The 19,830-nt window shown below is 36.0% G+C and carries 15 protein-coding genes; all 15 read left to right on the top strand.

What is annotated here, in order from left to right; translation table 11 throughout:
- Window positions 1–14: 14 nt before the first annotated feature.
- The 15 genes from ACQV2O_RS02025 (at window position 15) to thrS (ending at window position 19,587) form a co-directional block, all read left to right on the top strand.
- The gene (locus ACQV2O_RS02025; protein ID WP_428874856.1) at window positions 15–683 is read left to right on the top strand and encodes a hypothetical protein; all 669 of its coding nucleotides are present in this window, start codon (window positions 15–17) and stop codon (window positions 681–683) included.
- Window positions 683–2,017 (top strand): UDP-N-acetylmuramate--L-alanine ligase, encoded by a 1,335-nt coding sequence (gene murC / locus ACQV2O_RS02020; RefSeq protein ID WP_428873613.1) that lies wholly within the window; start codon window positions 683–685, stop codon window positions 2,015–2,017. The genes ACQV2O_RS02025 and murC overlap by 1 nt, the downstream gene beginning before the upstream one ends.
- A 63-nt stretch (window positions 2,018–2,080) precedes the next feature.
- Entirely contained in the window at window positions 2,081–4,756 is a 2,676-nt protein-coding gene (gene polA, locus ACQV2O_RS02015; RefSeq protein WP_428874855.1) for a DNA polymerase I, read from the top strand.
- Window positions 4,757–4,970: 214 nt separating this feature from the next.
- Entirely contained in the window at window positions 4,971–6,125 is a 1,155-nt protein-coding gene (locus tag ACQV2O_RS02010) for a DUF819 domain-containing protein (RefSeq protein WP_428874854.1), read from the top strand.
- A 225-nt stretch (window positions 6,126–6,350) separates the two neighbouring features.
- Window positions 6,351–6,752, top strand: a complete 402-nt coding sequence (locus tag ACQV2O_RS02005) for a GtrA family protein (RefSeq protein WP_428873616.1) — start codon at window positions 6,351–6,353, stop codon at window positions 6,750–6,752.
- Window positions 6,749–7,690: a glycosyltransferase PgfS gene (gene pgfS, locus ACQV2O_RS02000; protein WP_428874853.1), complete on the top strand. Its 942-nt coding sequence runs from the start codon at window positions 6,749–6,751 to the stop codon at window positions 7,688–7,690. The genes ACQV2O_RS02005 and pgfS overlap by 4 nt, the downstream gene beginning before the upstream one ends.
- Complete coding sequence (locus ACQV2O_RS01995; protein ID WP_428874852.1) at window positions 7,687–10,467, top strand: YfhO family protein; 2,781 nt, start codon at window positions 7,687–7,689, stop codon at window positions 10,465–10,467. Before pgfS ends, ACQV2O_RS01995 begins: the two co-directional genes overlap by 4 nt.
- Before the next feature lie 8 nt (window positions 10,468–10,475).
- The gene (locus ACQV2O_RS01990; RefSeq protein WP_428874851.1) at window positions 10,476–12,491 is read left to right on the top strand and encodes a DUF2079 domain-containing protein; all 2,016 of its coding nucleotides are present in this window, start codon (window positions 10,476–10,478) and stop codon (window positions 12,489–12,491) included.
- Between the two features lie 128 nt (window positions 12,492–12,619).
- Window positions 12,620–13,471, top strand: a complete 852-nt coding sequence (gene mutM, locus ACQV2O_RS01985) for a DNA-formamidopyrimidine glycosylase (protein WP_428874850.1) — start codon at window positions 12,620–12,622, stop codon at window positions 13,469–13,471.
- A 37-nt stretch (window positions 13,472–13,508) separates the two neighbouring features.
- Window positions 13,509–14,102 (top strand): dephospho-CoA kinase, encoded by a 594-nt coding sequence (gene coaE / locus ACQV2O_RS01980; protein WP_428873621.1) that lies wholly within the window; start codon window positions 13,509–13,511, stop codon window positions 14,100–14,102.
- Between the two features lie 49 nt (window positions 14,103–14,151).
- On the top strand, window positions 14,152–14,643 hold the full coding sequence (gene nrdR / locus ACQV2O_RS01975) for a transcriptional regulator NrdR (RefSeq protein ID WP_428873622.1): 492 nt from the start codon (window positions 14,152–14,154) through the stop codon (window positions 14,641–14,643).
- The gene (locus ACQV2O_RS01970; protein ID WP_428874849.1) at window positions 14,627–16,162 is read left to right on the top strand and encodes a DnaD domain protein; all 1,536 of its coding nucleotides are present in this window, start codon (window positions 14,627–14,629) and stop codon (window positions 16,160–16,162) included. Before nrdR ends, ACQV2O_RS01970 begins: the two co-directional genes overlap by 17 nt.
- 1 nt (window position 16,163) lies before the next feature.
- Window positions 16,164–17,093, top strand: coding sequence for a primosomal protein DnaI (gene dnaI / locus ACQV2O_RS01965; RefSeq protein WP_428873624.1), 930 nt, complete (start codon window positions 16,164–16,166; stop codon window positions 17,091–17,093).
- Between the two features lie 25 nt (window positions 17,094–17,118).
- Window positions 17,119–17,316 carry a hypothetical protein gene (locus ACQV2O_RS01960; protein WP_428873625.1) on the top strand — a complete coding sequence of 66 codons (198 nt, stop codon included), beginning with the start codon at window positions 17,119–17,121 and terminating at the stop codon, window positions 17,314–17,316.
- Between the two features lie 330 nt (window positions 17,317–17,646).
- Window positions 17,647–19,587, top strand: coding sequence for a threonine--tRNA ligase (gene thrS, locus ACQV2O_RS01955; RefSeq protein WP_428874847.1), 1,941 nt, complete (start codon window positions 17,647–17,649; stop codon window positions 19,585–19,587).
- Window positions 19,588–19,830 lie beyond the last annotated feature (243 nt).

Raw genomic sequence — 19,830 nt, 5'->3', positions numbered from 1 at the left:
CAAAGGAGATCGCTATGACTTCTGAATATAAAGGTCCAGCTTTCAAAAAAGGTCATCACTTAGCTGGAAACAAGAAAAGAAAATTTCATCTTGGTATGGGGAGTCATCGTAGTTCTGAACACGCTTTAGAAGAGCCCGCTTTTAAAAAGGTTCAAAAGAAGATAGAATCTAATAGAATGTCAGATAGACCTTCTGATCGGTGGTTTGAATCCGGTTCAGGAATATTAGAAAGCTTTTCAGACAAACCACTATCATCCTCTTATCAAACAGCTTATGGACGGGAAGCAAAGCATTACCGACTTGAAAAAGCTAGTCAAGCCATGCAAAGCAAGAAAACTTTAGATGAACAGTTTGAAAATGAGCCAAATGAGACAAAGTTTTCTTATGCTTATGATATTCCTTTCTTGCATAATAAAGATTATCGTAGGAATAATATGGAAAACAAATTGCAAAAGGATTATAATAACTCATTGTCTACAAGCGAAAGAGAAAAAACTAAACAAGACAATCAAGTAATAGAAGAACGTTTAGCCAATATTGATCATTCCTTGAAAGCAGTTCAACGGATGCAAGAAGGGCATCAAGAGTGTTGGACTATGAAAAAAGTTGACCGTCAGATACTCAAACGTTTAGTGAAAGACAAGCAATCCTTTCTCTTGTTTACTAAGGAGGATAATGAATAATGTTAGATAAAAATACTGTTTATCACTTTGTGGGAATAAAAGGCTCTGGTATGTCTGCCCTTGCTTTGGTTTTACATGGTGAAGGATACCATGTACAAGGCAGTGATGTAGCTACTTATTTCTTTACACAACAAGAATTAGAAAATCAATCCATCAAAATTCTAGAATTTTCAGCCGATAATATCCAAGCGAGGCAAACGATTATAGCAGGCAATGCATTTAATGATGAACACCCTGAGTTAGTGAAAGCGAGAGAATTAGGTCTACCTATTTATCGCTACCATACCTTTATTGGTGACTTATTAAAACAATACACTTCAATTGCTGTCACAGGTTCACACGGTAAGACTTCTACGACTGGTTTGCTGGCCCATACTTTAAAAAAACTAGCTCCTCTTTCTTATCTCATTGGTGATGGTACGGGTTTTGGCGATGAAGAATCTACCTACTTTGCCTTAGAGGCTTGTGAATATCGCCGTCATTTCATGGCCTATCAACCTGATTATGCGATTATCACCAATATTGATTTCGACCATCCAGACTATTATCAATCCATTGAAGATGTCTTTTCAGCCTTTAATGACTTTAGCCACCAAGCAAAAAAAGGAATTATCGCTTGGGGGGATGACCCATTTTTATCTAAATTGCAATCAAATGTTCCTGTCTATCGCTATGGCCTCAATGATAACCAAGAGTTTTATACTGATAATATTCAACGTACGCCAAAAGGCTCTGATTTTGACGTATATATTAAAGGAGAAAAATTTGGACACTTTCACCTTCCTGCTTATGGCGAGCATAATATTTTAAATGCCTTAGCGGTTATTACCTTACTCTATTTAGAAGGATTTAAGGCTAAAGACATTGCTGAACAAATGGCAAGCTTTCAGGGGGTGAAGCGTCGTTTTTCAGTAAGACAAGTTGAAGATTTAATTATTATTGATGACTATGCCCACCATCCAAGTGAGATAAAAGCAACAATTGATGCGGCTCAACAAAAATATCCTAATCGACGGGTAGTAGCAATCTTTCAACCCCATACTTTCAGTCGTACCGTAGCTTTGCTTAATGAATTTGCTGAAGCTTTATCAATTGCAGATCATGTTCATTTAGTTGATATTTTTACTTCAGCTAGAGAACAATCAGGTGATGTCAAAATTGAAGATTTAGCTAGAATGATTAATGAAAAAGTTGAAATTATTTCGAAAGATCATCTTTCACCGCTTATGGATTACAAAGATGAAGTCCTTTTATTCATGGGAGCGGGAGATATCGACCATTTAGCTCGTCAATTTGAAACAGCCTATGCGAGTCTTCATGTAAAAAATTTATAATGTAATTTGATTCTTAAAGCCAGCGAATTCGTTGGCTTTTTGCATAAATAAAGGAGTGACATAATGTCAAAACGTACCATACTTTTAATTGATGGATCGAGTTTAGCCTTTCGTTCTTTCTTTTCAATCCTTGATATTGAACGTTTTAAAAATCGATCAGGTCTTCATACTAATGCTCTTTTCACTTTTAAGAGAATGTTAGATAATGTCTTGAGTCAATTTAAGCCAACCCATGTTTTAGTGGCATTTGATAAGAGTGGTGGCACTTTTCGGACAGAAAAATATCAAGACTATAAAAGTGGACGCCAAAAGACACCTACTGAATTCAAAGAGCAGATGCCATATTTTCGTGTGCTGTTAGAAGCCTATGGGATTAAACATTATTCTTTAAGTAATTATGAAGCGGATGATATTATAGGAACTCTTGCTTATCAAGCAAACCAAGAAGATCAAGTTATTGTCCTATCTGGAGATAAAGATTTAACTCAATTAGCCAGTGATAAAACAACTGTGTATATTACGCGTAAAGGTGTTTCTGACCTAGAAGCATACACCCCTCAATCAATCCAAGAAAAATGGGGGATTGAGCCTTTACAAATTATTGACATGAAAGGTCTTATGGGGGATTCGTCTGATAATTACCCAGGTATTACTAGAGTGGGTGAGAAGACAGCACTTAAATTACTTCATCAGTTTGGTTCAGTAGAAGCCATGTATGATCGCTTAGATGAGTTAAAAGCTTCTAAAATGAAAGAAAACATTATTAATGATGAAGCTAATGCAAGGATGAGTAAAGATTTAGCTCGTATTCTTCATGATGCACCGATAGAATTGACAATTGAGGAGACTCTTTTGCACCAACCAGATTATCAAGCTTTAGCTGAGTTCTATCGTCAAATGGACTTTCAATCCTTCTTGAAAGACTTGCAAGTTGAGCAAGGGGAGTCGAGTACGATTAATCAAGCAGCAGAAGATTTACCTGAAATTTCCATCCAAGTAATCGATTCAGCAGACCGGATTGAACCCACTATCTTACCTGATCAAGCAGTGTATTACAGTGAAATCTTACAGGACAATTATCACTTTGCCCCTATTAAAGCGGTCGCTTGGTTAGACTTTAAACAGAATCAATTGTACATCCTTCCTGAAGACTTAGCTTTTAGCAGTCAAGTTTTTAAAGAGTGGTTAACTAACGAAGACAAGCAAAAAATCTTTTTTGATTATAAACGTGAAGCGGTCATAGCTTCCCGTTACGATACACAAATTAATGGCATAATGATGGATGTTTTGATTGCCACTTATTTAATTGATACAAAAAACAACCAAGAACTTGCGGATGTGGCTAATCTTTTAAATCTGCCAGTGACAGTGCAATACGATGAAACGATCTATGGTAAGGGAGCAAAAAGAGCTTTACCTGAAAATAAGGATCAGTTTTACCAACATTTAGCCAATAAATTACAAACTCTAAAAGCAGTTCAACAACCATTAGAAAATCGTTTAGAAGAACTAGAGATGACAGACCTCTATCATGAAATAGAGTTACCTTTGGCTCAAACCTTAGCCAAGATTGAAATCGGTGGCATAAAGGTTGATCGTTCAACTCTAGATGAAAAAAATGAGCAAGTTCTAATTCGTATGCAAAAAATGGAAGAAGAAATTCATAACATGGCTGGCTCAACTTTCAATGTGAATTCTCCTAAACAATTGGGTATTGTTCTTTTTGAAGATTTAGGCTTGCCTATTATCAAGAAAACAAAAACCGGGTATTCTACAGCAGCTGATGTTTTGGAAAAGTTGAAAGACAAGCATCCCATTGTCCCAGCTATTTTAGCCTATCGACAGATTGCAAAATTACAGTCGACCTATTTAGCAGGGCTTCCACCCTATATTAAAGAAGATGGTAAGATTCACACACGCTTTGTCCAAACTTTAACTCAAACAGGACGTCTTTCATCCACTGATCCTAACTTACAAAACATACCAATCCGAATCGAAGAAGGACGGCTAGTGCGTCAAGCTTTTGTACCAAGCAAGAAGGGCTGGAAGTTATTTGGGGCGGATTATTCACAAATTGAATTACGCGTTTTAGCTCATATTTCGCAAGATCAACACATGCAAGAAGCGTTTAGAAATAATGAAGATATCCACTCTGCTACGGCTAGAAGAGTCTTTAACCTAGAAGATGATCAGGCAGTAGATGCAGACCACCGTCGCCAAGCCAAGGCAGTTAACTTTGGAATAGTATATGGAATTTCTGATTATGGTTTATCACAAAATTTAAACATTACCCGTAAAAAAGCCAAGGCTTTTATTGATCGTTACTTTGAAATGTTTCCGGGCATCAAAACATTTATGGAAACGATTGTGGAAGAAGCTAAAGAAAGAGGCTATGTAAAAACACTCTTCAATCGCCGGCGTTATTTACCGGATATTCACGCTACCAATTTTAATGTTCGTTCCTTTGCAGAACGAACTGCTATGAACTCGCCAATTCAAGGAAGTGCGGCTGATATTATTAAAGTTGCCATGGTTAATTTAGATCAGCGCTTGAAAGAGGAAGACCTTCAATCACGCATGATTTTACAGATACATGACGAATTGATCCTTGAAGGACCAGAAGAAGAAATGTCGATCTTAGAAAAAATAGTTCCACAAGTGATGGAGGAGGCTGCTGATTTGAGTGTTCCACTAAAAGTAGACTATCATTATGGAGATTCTTGGTTGGAGCTTAAATAAATAGAAATAAACTCACAACAAAATGTCTTAGAACTTGAAAATTCTTAAGAATTTAACTTGTGAGTTTTTGATTTATCATATGTAAAAGTTTACTAATTTTTGTTATATTGAGAAACTTAAATTTTTCATTGACGCACTTTTAAAATTAATATAAAATAAAACTAGCCACTTTGAAAGCGTTGTCAAACAGTGGTAAAATAAAAGGAGGTTTTTTATGATTACGAATGGATTTCACTTTATCGCCTTCATGTTACTTTTCATAGGTGTAATGGTTTGGCTTGAAAGCAAGTATAAGGATTCGAAGTTCTTTACTTATGTACCAGCACTGATAATAGTTTATTTTGGAACGATGTTATTTTCAACCTTTGGTTTTTGGCAAGGGGAGGAAGTCTTGGGTGCAAGGGGAGCGATTAAGGATGCTATTCTTCCAGCTATGATCTTTCTAATGCTTCTAAGAGCTGATTTAAGAGATATTGCCAAGTTAGGCTGGAAAATGATCCTATCATTTTTCTCAGCAACAATCACGATTACAATAGGCTTTGTAATCGCTTTCACCCTATTCAAAGGAATCCTATCGCCGGATGCTCCGCTCACGCTTGGTGCCTTAGCAGGTAGTTGGGTAGGTGGCGTCCAAAATATGTCTGCTGTTATGGAATCATTAAATCTTAATAGTGAAAGTATGGGATACACTCTTTTGATTGATTCGATTGATTATTCAATGTGGATAATGTTCTTGTTAGCTATGGTACCTTTTGCTAAAAAGTTTAATAAATGGACCAAGGCTGACACCTCTGTCATAGATAAAGTGAATGAAAATTTAACTATTAAATTTGATAAAATTAGCACAGCCATTGAGCATCATCATATTCTACTGTTATTAGGTTTAGCTTTTAGTTTTACTGCCCTAGCACAAACGATAGCTGGCTACTTACCTGGTAACTTTGAAACAGGCTGGACAATCATTATCGTTACTTTTATTGGTTTAGCGTGCGCTATGACACCTTTAGGTAAGATTCCGGGTGCCCCACAGCTATCTAATGTTTTGTTATATTTATTAATTGGTTTAATTGCAGCTACTTCAAATTTTGCCGAATTAACCCAAGCCCCAGCTTATATTTTAACTGGTTTTGTTATTTTGTTAGTTCACGGCATATTAATGTTAATTATAGCTAAGCTTTTTAAGTTGGATTTATTCACATGTGGGGTGGCTTCATTAGCTAATATAGGTGGAGTAGCATCTGCACCAGTTTTAGCAGCGGCTTATTCTCAATCTTTAGTGCCTATTGCTGTATTAATGGCCTTAATAGGTGTAAGTACGGGAACATTTATTGGAATACTAATTTCAAATCTTTTAGCATTTTTAGCTTAAAATCTTTAAAAACTGTATCTTTTAAGATGTGACAACAATAGACGATTGTTTGAATGATATTTTATCTGTCTACTTGACAGGGGGCATATCAGAAATTCAATCGTCTTTTTTGTGTCCTTATTAAGACAAAATCTTTAAAATAGCTTGAAGCTTCTAAGCTAGGATGAAAGTCCCCCCCTCTTAGTATATAATAATTGGTGTACATAAAAGAAAAGGACGGAAATTATGATAAAATTAATGAAGCAAATCACTCGTTTTGTTTTTGTTGGAGGGACAGCGACCCTACTAGATATGGGGATCCTCTATTTGCTTAATTATCAATTTGGTGTTAATCACCATATTGCCGCAACCATTGCTTTTGTAGTAGCTACCTTTTATAACTATTACCTGTCTATGAAATTTGTTTTTAAAAGTAAGTTTGAAGCAGGAGAACGACATAAAGAATTCCTGGCTTTTTTCATTTTAAGTGTTATCGGATTGCTAATCACCCTAATCGGCTTGGTGATCTTTGTAGATTGGCTCAAGTGGGATGTAATGATTTCTAAGGTACTGATCGGTATTGTTGTGATGATTTTTAATTTCGTGACACGTAAAATTTATTTTGAAGGGGAGGCAGACCTACATTGAAAATAACAATTTTGATTCCCTTTTATAATGAAGAAGAAATGATCGAAAAGACTCACCAAGTTTTAAGTAAAGAATTGAAAACAATGGTTGAGTTCGAATTTGAATTACTTTATGTGAATGATGGCTCCTCCGATCACACCTTAGAATTGATGCGAAAAATTGCTGAACAAGATGAGCGAGTTAAATACCTTTCATTTAGTCGCAATTTTGGTAAGGAGGCTGGAATGTTAGCGGGCTTTGATCATGCCAGTGGCGAAGCAGTTATTATTATGGATGGAGATTTACAAAATCCGCCATATTTAATTAAAGAAATGATTGCTAAATATCAAGAAGGCTATGATGTGGTGAATGCCAAGCGAAGTCGAGATGGCGAACGAAAAACAACCAGTTTTTTTGCAAAAATCTTTTATAAAGTTGCCAACACCATGATGGATGTCGAATTGACGGATGGTGTTTCGGATTTTCGTCTGTTATCACGGCCAGCCATTAATGCTATTACCTCATTAAGAGAGTATAATCGTTTTTCTAAAGGATTATTTTCTTGGATAGGTTTTAAGGAAACGGTCATTGAATATGAAAATGAATTACGACAAGCAGGACAAACAAAATGGTCATTCAAAAAGTCTTTAAACTACGCTTTAGATGGAATCCTATCCTTTTCTAATCATCCCTTAAGAATGATTTTTGGCTTAGGTTTAACTTGTATTGCAATTGCCGGACTCTATATTATATGGTTACTTTTTAACTACTTTAGTGATCCGAGTCAAGCAGTATCAGGTTACTTCACCACTATTTTTACAATTGTATTTTTTGGAGGCGTTCAATTAGTCTCCATTGGGGTTTTAGGTGAATATATTGGTAAAATATTCTATGAGGTAAAGGGAAGGCCTCATTATATTATTGAAGAAAGCAATATTAAGAAGGGGGACCAGGAATGAAGAAAAAAACATGGATTTATGGAATGAGCGGCTTGGCTCCTTTGGCCTTAATGCTGGTAGGGTGGTTTATTAATGATTTCTTTCCTTTTGGAGAAAAGTCTTTCTTAGCTATCGACTTTAATCAGCAATTTATTGATTTATATATATTTATGCGAAATTCTTTTTATTCAGGTGATTTTGGCGCTTTGTTTTATTCTTTTACCAAATCAATTGGAGGAAATATGATTGGGGCTTGGGCTTATTACTTAATGAGTCCTTTCAATATATTTTATTTAATTTTACCCATGAAATGGATAACCTATGCTATATTTTTATCGGTATGGTTGCGGTATGGGGCTATGGGCTTATCTATGGCTTATTATCTTATTAAACGCCATGGTGGCCAAAAAAGACCTTATTTGACTTTGATTTTGGCTACCACCTATGCCTTGAATGGTTTCGCTGTGTCTTATCAAATGACACCTATTTTTATGGATGCATTATGGCTAATGCCTCTGCTACTTGTAGCGCTAGAAAATGTACTGGATGGTAAAAAGCCTTACACCTACATTTTTCTTTTGGCTTCGACTATGATCATTCAATATTATATGGGCTATATGATTTGCTTGTTTATTTTATTCTATAGTTTTTATTATTTGTTTGTTCAATATTACCAAGTACATAAAGACCATTATTTTAAATTTTTAGGACAAAATGTTGTTCGCTTAGGTATGTTTTCTCTAATAGGAATTGGACTGTCAGCTCTATTATTAGTGCCTAACATTTATAACTTACTCTTTTCAAAAGCTGCTTTGGAATCGACTCTATCTTTTGATTGGGAATTACAAATAAATCCATTAGATATCTTTGCTAAGTTAATGATAGGGGCTTTTGATAATGAGTCATGGTCTGCGGGACCGAACTTACCCAACATATATGTTGGGTCCTTAGCTATGGTGGGGGTAATCAGTTATTTCCTATCGAAAACAATTAAAACCAGCCATAAATGGGCGAGCGCTACTGTTTTAACTATCTTCTTCTTTTCTATGACCCATGAATTCACTAGCAAGATTTGGCATATGGGACAAAATCCAGCAGGCTTTTTCTATCGTTTTTCTTGGATTCTAGTCTTTTTCCTTATCTTATTAGCTTATCAAGGACTCAAGGATAAAGTGATTGAAAGCCAGGAAGTTTTCATTGGAATAGCTATTGCCCTCTTAATTCAGTCTGTAGTGATGGTCAAGGAATATTCTTTCCTGACTCCTGAACAAAGACAAGCTTCCGCCTTTATTTTTGGGCTAATGTGGTTGGTTCTTTATTTAGTAAAACAGCCTCACTTTAAATGGCTGCTAGTTTTATTATTAAGTTTTGGAGAGTTAAGTGCCAATGCCTATCTTTCCCAGGGAAGACTAAATCATAACAATGCTTTTAAATTTGAAAATGCACTGGATGTCATTGACGAATCTATTGATAAAATTCGTCCAGACAAAAGCGATTTTTACCGTATCTCTAAAACATTCTATCGGTCTAAAAATGATCCGATGACTTTTAGTTATCCTGGAATGACAACCTTCACCTCTAGTTTAGAAGGCTCTACACGAGATTTGTTCGAAGAACTAGGAAATTCAGCGATTGATGCATCTATTTATTATTATGGTACTCCTTTAACTGATGCTCTATTCGGAGTGAAGTATTTTGTAAATAATGAACCCTTTTCAAGTGATGATCAAGCTGTTATTGATCAGACTTATATTTTTCCAACGGATGTGACACGCCTAGATATTACTAATGAGGCGAATAAGGTAGATGAAACCGATCGATTTACCATTTTCCAAACTCCTAAAACATTGCCGATTGCTTTTGGAGTAAGTAATCAGTTAGCTCAATTGAATTTAATTGAAAACCGACCGATCGCTAACCAAAATGCGATTGCTCAAGCTCTCCTATCAGATGATACAGAAATTTTCAAACTGGTTGAGACCGAGGTGACTTTAACCAACTTAATTCATGGAGCGACACAATCAGGAGGTCAAATCTTTTCTCGTGAAGATAATACACTGGATGGTTCAATGAAGTTGATTTTTACGCCAACTACTGATGATTCCTACTTTGTCGATATTCCGCGCAGTTTATCAACCTATAAGGGAGAAGTCGACATTTTATTAAATGGACAGAATTACGATTATCGCTCTAAATTCGGAGCCAATCAAGTCTTTAATATTGCCCATCAAGCCAAAGGTCAAGAACAAGAGTTGGAGATCATTATTAAGGCTGACCGACAATTCAATTTGACAGATCTGAAGATTTACCAAATGGATCAAAATAAGGTTAACCAAATAATCGAAGACCGGCAGTCAGAGGCCATACAAATAGAAGAGTGGGGCTCCAACTATGTGAGAGGTTCGATTACAATTAAAGATAGCCCTTGGGTGTTTACTTCTATTCCGTACGACCAAGGATGGCAAGTGAAGGTCGATGGAGAACTTGTAGAAGACGAAAAAATATGGGATTCTCTTTTGGCCTTTCAAGTAGAAGCTGGCGAACATCAACTTGAAATGATCTTTCAGCCGAGAGGCCTTTTATTGGGAGCATGCATTACTAGTTTGTCTGCCTTAAGTTTAATTGCTTGGGCTCTTCTAGAGCAAAAGTACGGCAAGTTCTTAATGTTTCATCTAAATGGTGAGTCGTTAAATAAACGACAAATTGGTCGCTCAGCCAAAAAGTCTCCTACTGACCAGCAGGTTGAAAGGTTCAAAATTACAAAAGACCCAACGAATGACATTAAAGTAGAGGAGTAAATTTCAAGATGAGTCAGAAAAAATCTTTAATTATTTCTTGGTCACTTGGCTTTCACTTTCTATCAGCTTATCTAATAACGGCGATTTTAAACATTATGATGTGTCCTGAACTCAATGTTTTGGTCATTCTGGATAATCAAGTGTCCATATTTTCTTTTTTAAGTATGCTTGTTTTAGTTTTTTCACTTTTATTAGCGGGCGATTTTCATTTTTCAAGAGAAGATTTAAGAGGAGAATTTTTTACTATTGTCTTAGTAATATTTTGTCTATTCTTTACATGGCAAAACTCATCCTTAGTAATCGTCTTGGGTGTGTTTTTTCTTTTAATGACCTACTATTGCTATCTCTTTTTCAATAGACTTAAGAAACAATTCATTGTATTGGGAGGAGCTTTTATCTTAGCGATACGCTTCATTTATCTGGCTGTTTTTTTGAATGAAGAAACATTTGTAACAAATAGTTCATCAATGGATAAAAAATTATTAATCTTATTTATTTTAAGTGCTATTTTAGCTTACTTCTTAACTCGTGGAAGTCTTCTGGAACGATTAAATTTAAGAATGAGGTCAGGGAGTTTATGGGCAATATTCTTTCTGTCCATTATATTGTATGCATCAACAGTTGGCTTATGGGTAATTGCTAGAGTTTTAGTCTATGCTTCACCGACTTATGATATGGGCATTTTTTCGCAGATGTTTGAGAGTATGGCGAATGGGATGGGGCCTATTACAACTTTAGAAAGAGGAGAAAAGTTGTCACATTTTGCAGTGCATCTCTCTCCTATTCATTATTTAATTCTGCCTGTTTATTGGCTATTACCGAGTCCTTTGACTATTCAAGCGCTTCAAGTTCTCATTGTAATGTCAGGAGTCATACCTTTATATTTAATACTTAATCAGTTAAAGTGGAGTGTGAAGTATCGAATTGTCTTTCTTTTGCTCTATTTATGGATGCCATCATTGACTAGCGGTCAATTCTATGACTATCATGAAAATTGTTTTTTAGCACCATTAGTTTTATGGTTAATTTATGCCGACCTCAGTCAATCGAGCTGGAAGATGGCGGTAGCAACCCTATTATTATTAGCAGTCAAAGAAGATGCGATTGTTTATGTAATAAGTATCGGGGCTTTCTTTTTATTACAAAATCTTTGGCCCCAAACGTCTAAGGTAAAAAAAGTAATACTGGGGCTTCAGATTATTATACCAATAGCTTATTTTTTCTTTGCTATTACTTGGTTAAGACACTTTGGCACTGGGGCAATGACTAGTCGCTTTGCCAATTTTATGCTGACAGACCAAGAGGGTTTAATCCATGCGGTCTTTAATGCCATAAAAAACCCCGCATTCACATTAGCAAGTATTTTTACTTATGAAAAGTTAAAGTATCTCTTGATTATTTTTGCAAGCCAGGCCTTTTTACCCTTGCTACAAGTTTCATGGCGCCCGTATATTTTATTGTTACCCCTTTTGGTCATCAATCTTGTCAGTGACTGGCCTTATCAAGTCGACTTATTTAAACAATATCACTTTGGGTCGAGCACGCTTATTCTTTTTATGTCTATCATAACCATTGAACATTGGCAAAGAAGAAAAGTGTATCTGTTTCGAACCAAAAAATTCTCATTTGAACAATTATCAAGCTTTTTCATCACCTTATCAATATTAGCAAGCCTTTCGTTTTTTGTAACAATGATAGGCCCTAGAAAGTATGATTATCAATCCTATCAAAACGACACTGAATTTTATCAATCGATTCAAAAGACCTTAGCTAAAATACCAAAAAATAGTAGAGTTGTGACGGTATCCTCATATACGACACCTTTATCAAAAAATTCAGAACTTTATGATCTTTTCTATCATAATAATCGAGAAGTAGACCTTACTATTGATTATGTTGTTTTTAATCGCTCAATTTTAGAAGGTCAATCAGAAGAAAAACAAGTAATTGAAAAATATCTTGCTTCAGGCTATATTGAAAGTGATCTTTCAGGTAGGGATGTTGCTATTTTAGAAGCTAGATAAATTTTTGAACCACCTAATCCTAGGTGGTTTTTAAAATAAGACGATATCATCTTTACTATTCGACATAACCGACAAAGTTCTTCTTTCATGATAAAATAAAAATAGATTTCAGTTTAGGAGTGGGTTAAATGCCAGAATTACCAGAAGTAAATGCTGTCATGATTGGATTGAATCAGTTGGTTCAAGGAAAGACCATAAAAAAAGTAAATGTTTATTGGCCTAGAATAGTAGGGGCTGAAAATGCTGAAGAAGTAAAATTGTTTGCTAATCAGTTAATCGACCAACAAATCATTGAAGTCAAACGAAGAGGAAAATATTTAATATTTATTCTTAGCGATAAGGTTATGATTTCGCATTTGCGAATGGAAGGTAAATATCAATACACTCCTCAAGATCAATTGACATCCTATCAAAAAGATAAGCACACTCATGTCGAATTTATGTTCACTGATGAAACTTTATTGAACTATCATGACGTTAGAAAGTTTGGTCGGATTGAAGTAATAGCGAAAAATGAGCTAGAAAATTATTTTCTCGCCAAGGACTTAGGTCCAGAACCCACAGAAAATGAGTTTGATTTAGCAAGTTTTCAAAAAGACCTATCCAAAATTAATCGTATGATTAAACCTGTTCTCTTAGATCAAAAAACAGTGGCAGGTTTAGGAAATATTTATGTTGATGAATCCTTATTTAGAGCAGGAATCCATCCAGCTAGTTTGGCCAGGTCTGTTCCACTAAGTAATATGCAAGATCTACATCAATCAATCATTGAGGTGATTGATGAAGCGGTCAAGGCAGGAGGCTCATCCGTTCGAACTTACCGCAACAGTTTAGGACAAGCAGGAGAATTTCAACAACAATTGCAAGTGTATGGGCGCAAGGGACAGCCTTGTTTTCGTTGTGGTACTACCGTAGAAAAAACTCAGTTGGCTCAACGAGGCACACATTACTGTCCAAGGTGTCAGAGATATTTTACTTAGTAAAAACAAACATGATCGACTAAACAGGAGGTATAGTATGACGTTTTTGATAGCATTAACAGGAGGAATAGCAACCGGTAAATCAACCGTGGCTCAAATAATTAAAAATTTAAACTATCCAGTTATTGATACGGATCTAATTGCAAGGAAAGTAGTTAAGCCTGGTAGTAAGGGATTAAATAGACTGGTTGAAAGATTTTCTGAAAAAATCCTATTGGGCTCAGGTCATTTAAACCGTCCACTTTTATCGGCAATAGTCTTCAATGATTCTCAAGCTTTAGAAGCCCTTAATCAAATTTTACACCCTTTGATTCTTGAAGAGCTAAGACGTCAAATTAAAACGTTATCTGAACCATTGGTATTCGTTGAAGTGCCCTTGTTATATGAAGTGGGTTGGCAAGCTTTCTTTGATCAGGTGTGGGTGATCTATGCGCCTTATCATAAGCAATTAGAACGCTTGACTCAAAGAGATCAAATCGATCTAGAAATGGCTCAAAGAAAAATTTCTAGTCAAATCCCCACTATCGAAAAAATTGAGCAAGCTGATTTTGTCATTGATACTGAGTTTGACAAAGAGACAGTTGCTGAACAAGTTAATCAAGCATTACAAGACTTATTAAATAAGCTATAATAGAATTAGGAATTACTTTAATGTATTTATATAGAAAGGGGGAGCTTTGATGGAATGTCCAAAGTGTCATCAGCAACAATCCAAAGTAATTGATTCCCGACCCGCAGAAGATGGTGCATCTATCCGACGTAGAAGAGAGTGTATGACTTGTGGTTTTCGTTTTAATACTTATGAACGTATTGAGAGAACACCTTTATTAGTAGTTAAACGTGATGGAACACGTGAAGAGTTTAATCGTGATAAACTCTTGCGTGGTATTGTTAGAGCGGCAGAAAAACGACCGATTAGTCGTGAGCAAATGGAAGAAGTGGTCGGTCACGTTGAAAATAAAATTCGAGAAATTTGTGAACAAGAAATTGCTAGTAAAGATATCGGTGAATTTGTAATGCCTTTATTAATGGAATTAGATGAAGTGGCCTATATTCGTTTTGCTTCGGTATACCGTGAATTCCAATCACGTGAAATGTTTATTAAAGAACTTGAAGCCCTAACGCTACAATCAAAATCATCGGAGCAAGAGGACCATGGTCTTACAGATTAATCCTTATCAACCTTATCAAGTCAAATTAGGCCTTCCTTTATCATTTCAGCAACTTCAATGTTTAACTCAACTTTATCAACCGATTATTGGGGCCGATGCAGTCAGTTTATATTTAACTTTGGCTCACCAACCGAGAGAAAAACTTAATTGGACCTATCGGACGATGCACTCTCGATTATTACCTGTTCTTAATATGGGTATAGGGGATTTCAATCAAGCACGCATTCATTTAGAAGCTGTGAATCTTATAAGGACTTATCGAGATGAAAAGTCACATGATGACTATACACGGCAAACTATTTTCTATGAAATGCAAATGCCTTTGTCAGTGGAACATTTTTTTAAACATCCCCAATTATCATTAGCTCTTTTTAATCAAATAGGTGATGAGTCTTATTATGGCTTGATTCGTCTGTGGAAAAAAGAAGACCTAGGGCAGACAGCATTAAGCGAAATCACCTTACCTTTCGCTGAGGTTATCAATGCTAAAAGCGAAAACTTTCGTCGTAGTGAATTATTTGAAGCGACCGAAGGCATACAATTCCAAGACCAATACTCAAATTTTGAGCTTGATGAAGACAACTTTCAAGATAGATTTGATTTATCTTTCTTTTATCAGATACTAGCCAGTAAACAAGTTGCTAAAGAATTGATAAGCCAAGCTGTCTTGAACCAAATAGCTAGCTTAAGTCAGTTTTATGAACTGGATGAGGAAGCTATGGCGCAAGTTGTTAAACTCGCTCAAAGTCCAGTCACACAACAAATTGATCTTGAATTGTTAAGAACTTATGCAGCAAAATATCAGTATTTTAAGAAACGCGAATATTATGATCAATTAGTCGACCAGTCAGTCAAAGCAAGTCACGAAGAACTTGCTAATTTGAAAAATGATTTAAAAACGAACTATCCAAGCTTTACCGATCAAGAAATTGAAATTATACTTATCTGTCAGCAAATGAATCCAAGTGAATTTTTAAATCAAATTAAAGAAGAAGCAGGCGGATTTGCGACGAGTTCTGAACATTATTATTTAAAAGAACTAATTGAGAAATCACGTCTGCCACAAGCTGTCTTGAACTTTTTAGTTTATTATTTAATCGTTATGGAAGGGCACGCCAATTTTGAAAAAGGAAGATCGAATCGATTGGCTAATGAGTGGCAACAAGTGGGACTATCCAATCCTGCAGAGGCCTTGGAGTTCTTACATAAGCAGAGACTCTTTAAAGAGAAACAAAGTAAAATTAAAGACAAGCAAAAAGCACAATCATCAAAGAACAATTGGACTAACAAAAAAAAATATCAAGAGTTGGTGCCTAGTTGGTTGAAGGAACAACAAAATCCAAAAGCCACTTCTCAAGAAAATGCTAGCAGTAAACCAGTTGAGACAAATGGTAAGAACGCATTGTCAAAGGAGATAGATGATGACTCTATAGACAAAGGCGCAAAACCTTCGTCACAATTAAAAGAAGAAGAAATTCGCAAACGACTAGAGAACTTATTAAATAAGGGGGAAGATTAAGATGCAATCCATCAAACAGCTGATGAAAGATTTTGAAAATCAAACACCCCAATCTGCTTCAAGTCAAGAAATGACAAAAGTGCTTCTCAATTATCCTGCTATTAAGGATTTTATCAATGCTAATCAGGACAAAATTTCACTAGAAATGATCATGAATTCTCTATCCAAACTCAACGAGTATCGGATGGAAAAAGAAGCCATGGCAGCAGGTAAAGAAGGGCAAAACCCTGGTTTTACACCGGAACTTTTTATCAACTATAACTATATAGATGTTACCTATGTGCCCACTCAAAGTTATTTACATCAACAGGCCCAAAGAAAAACAGCTGCTTTAATTGATAATCGGATGATGGCTCTAGATGTTCAAAAAGCAAGGCTTGAAGATTACGACTTAACCAGTCCGCAACGTTTAGTGTTGATGGAAGCTGTCACAACTTTTATTGAAGAGATTAAAGTGAATATTCGTCAAGCCAGAGGTATGTATATCGCTGGACCGTTTGGTGTTGGAAAGACCTATTTATTAGGGGCCTTAGCCAATGCTCTAGCCAGTTTGGGTTATCAAGTATCGATGATTCATTACCCAACCTTTACGATGGAAATGAAGGCTGTGATTGGGCAAGACAATCAATTATTTATGATGTTAGAGCAAATTAAGAAGAAAACAGTTCTAATTATTGATGATATTGGGGCGGAATCGAATTCAGCTTGGTTAAGAGATGATTTATTAGGGGTTATACTCGAACATCGGATGAAGGAATCCTTACCAACATTTTTCACTTCCAACTTCACAATGGCAGAGTTAGAAGTTCATTTAGCTTCTAGTCGTAATGCTTCCGACGTGACGAAAGCGGCAAGAATCATGGAAAGAATTAAATTTTTAACTAAGGAATGGCAATTGACGGGAGAAAATCGCCGCTTATCTAACCGTTAATTTATTAAAGAGAGGAAATCGATGTATGAGAGATGGATTCAAATCAACAGATTTTAAAAAAGAGCAAAGGTTTATATTGCTAGTCCTTGCTATTGCACTGATTATTCAAATAACGGTGGCAGGGTTGTATTTCTTTGTGGAAAAGCAAACTGTTTTATTATTTCCTATGTTTTTAGGGATTTTAGCTAATTTGACTGGCATTGGCAGATTAATGCAATTATGAAACTAATTCTTGCATTTTTTTAAGATTGATGGTTTAATGAATTTAACTCAAGATAAGAAATTAATGAGAAGTCACGAAGTTTAATTCCCTCATTTCAAGAGAGAGGTCGTTTGCTGGAAGACCTTAATGATAATTAGCTTTACCCCTTCTTGAATGCTCGACCCAAGCATGAGTGGTAAGTCGAGACGTCGGAGGCGTTAACTCTATGAGATTATCTTATAAAAGATAATGAACTTGGGTGGAACCACGTCGAATACACGTCCCATTGGTTAGTAATAGCCAATGGGACGTTTTGTTTTAAGTTTAAGTAGTACGGAGGAGGAATCTTATATGTCAACAATTCATTTAACATTACCGGATGGTGCTGTAAGAGAATATCAATCAGGCATCACACCCATGCAAGTAGCAGAATCTATCTCTCGTTCTTTAGCTAAAGCAACCTTAGCAGGTAAATTTGAAGGAGAGATTATTGACCATAATCGACCAATTGAAAAGGATGGGTCAATTGAGATTATCACTAATAAAAGTGACGAAGCTTTACAAATTATGCGTCACTCAACCGCTCACTTAATGGCTCATGCTATGACTCGTTTGTATCCAGGTATTCACTTTGGTGTAGGACCTGCCATTGATTCAGGATTCTATTATGATACTGACAAACCAGATCCAATTACCGAAGAAGAATTGCCAAAAATTGAAAAGGAAATGAAAAAAATTATTTCAGCCAATTATCCAATTGAACGGCGAGTGGTATCGCGTCAAGAGGCTTTAGAGATTTTTAAGGATGATCCTTACAAGCAAGAGTTAATCAATGATTTACCTGAAGACGAAATTATCACCGTCTATACGCAAGAAGATTTTACTGATTTATGTCGTGGAATTCATGTGCCTTCAACTGGTAAGATTAAGACTTTTAAACTCTTGTCACTCGCTGGAGCTTATTGGCGTGGCAATTCTGATAATAAGATGATGCAAAGGGTTTATGGAACAGCATTCTTTAAACAAGAAGATCTAGATGAATTCTTAAGATTACGTGAAGAGGCCAAGGAGCGCGACCACCGTAAATTAGGTAAAGAATTGAACATATTCATGATTAGTCCGGAAGCGGGATCAGGTTTACCTTTCTGGCTACCTAATGGAGCAACTATCCGTCGTACCATCGAACGCTATATTACTGATAAGGAAATTTCATTGGGTTATCAACATGTTTACACTCCAATCATGGCCAAGACGGATCTTTATAAGACCTCGGGACACTGGGATCATTATCAAGATGATATGTTCCCGCCTATGGATATGGGTGACGGTGAGATGCTTGTTCTAAGACCGATGAACTGTCCACACCATATGATGATTTATAAAGATGATATTCATTCCTATCGTGAACTACCTATTCGAATTGCAGAATTAGGGATGATGCATCGTTATGAAAAATCAGGTGCTTTATCAGGCTTGCAGCGTGTTCGTGAAATGACACTTAATGATGCGCATATTTTCGTTCGTCCTGACCAAATTAAAGAGGAATTTAAGCGTGTGTTACAGTTGATTTCTGAGGTATATCAGGACTTTGGCATTACAGATTATCGTTATCGTTTATCATACCGTGATCCTGAGGATACTAAGAAATACTTTGATGATGATGAGATGTGGGAAAAAGCCCAAGCTATGCTTAAAGAAGCTATGGATGAATTAGAATTGGATTACTTTGAAGCGGAAGGGGAAGCAGCTTTCTATGGGCCTAAGTTAGATGTTCAATTCAAAACAGCTATTGGCTTAGAAGAAACCATGTCCACAGTACAATTAGACTTCCTACTTCCAGAACGCTTTGACCTAACTTATGTAGGTGAGGATGGTCAAAATGACCATCGTCCGGTTGTTATCCACCGTGGTGTAGTTTCAACTATGGAACGATTCGTTGCCTACTTAATTGAAGAGTACAAGGGATCCTTCCCTACTTGGTTAGCTCCAGTTCAAGTTGTTCTTTTACCAGTTAATCTCGCAGCCCATGGTGAAAAAGTAGAAGAAATCTATCATGCTTTGAGAAATGTTGGTGTTCGCGTTGAAATGGACTTGCGTAATGAAAAACTTGGCTATAAGATTCGTTCAGCTCAAACTTCTAAAGTTCCTTACCAATTAGTAATTGGGGACAAAGAAGTTGAATCTGGTAATGTGAATGTTCGTCGTTACGGTCAAGAAAATTCAGAATCAGTTTCGGTTGAAGATTTCATTGCAATGATTTTAGCGGATATTAATAATAAATCGAAAAAATAAAAAATTATAATTCTAAACACTTATCGCCCAAATTGTCTTTATTAACTACTTAAAGGCAAATTTGAGACTAAGTGTTTTTTTAATTCACAAAAATTATTTTCTAATAAGGCGGCAGTTATTAGCAATGATCATAGCAGTCTTGTATAGGTGTCATGAAGGCACAGGGTATTTCAAGCTTTTTTATCGGCAGCTCAGTCGTCTACCAAACTTTACTAATGGCGGTTATAGGAGCCCACGCTCGGT

The sequence above is a fragment of the Facklamia sp. P13055 genome (assembly GCF_050409445.1).
In the GTDB taxonomy this organism is placed as follows: domain Bacteria; phylum Bacillota; class Bacilli; order Lactobacillales; family Aerococcaceae; genus Facklamia.
Note: the sequence above shows the minus strand (reverse complement) of the source record. Positions and strands in the feature narration are given on the sequence as shown.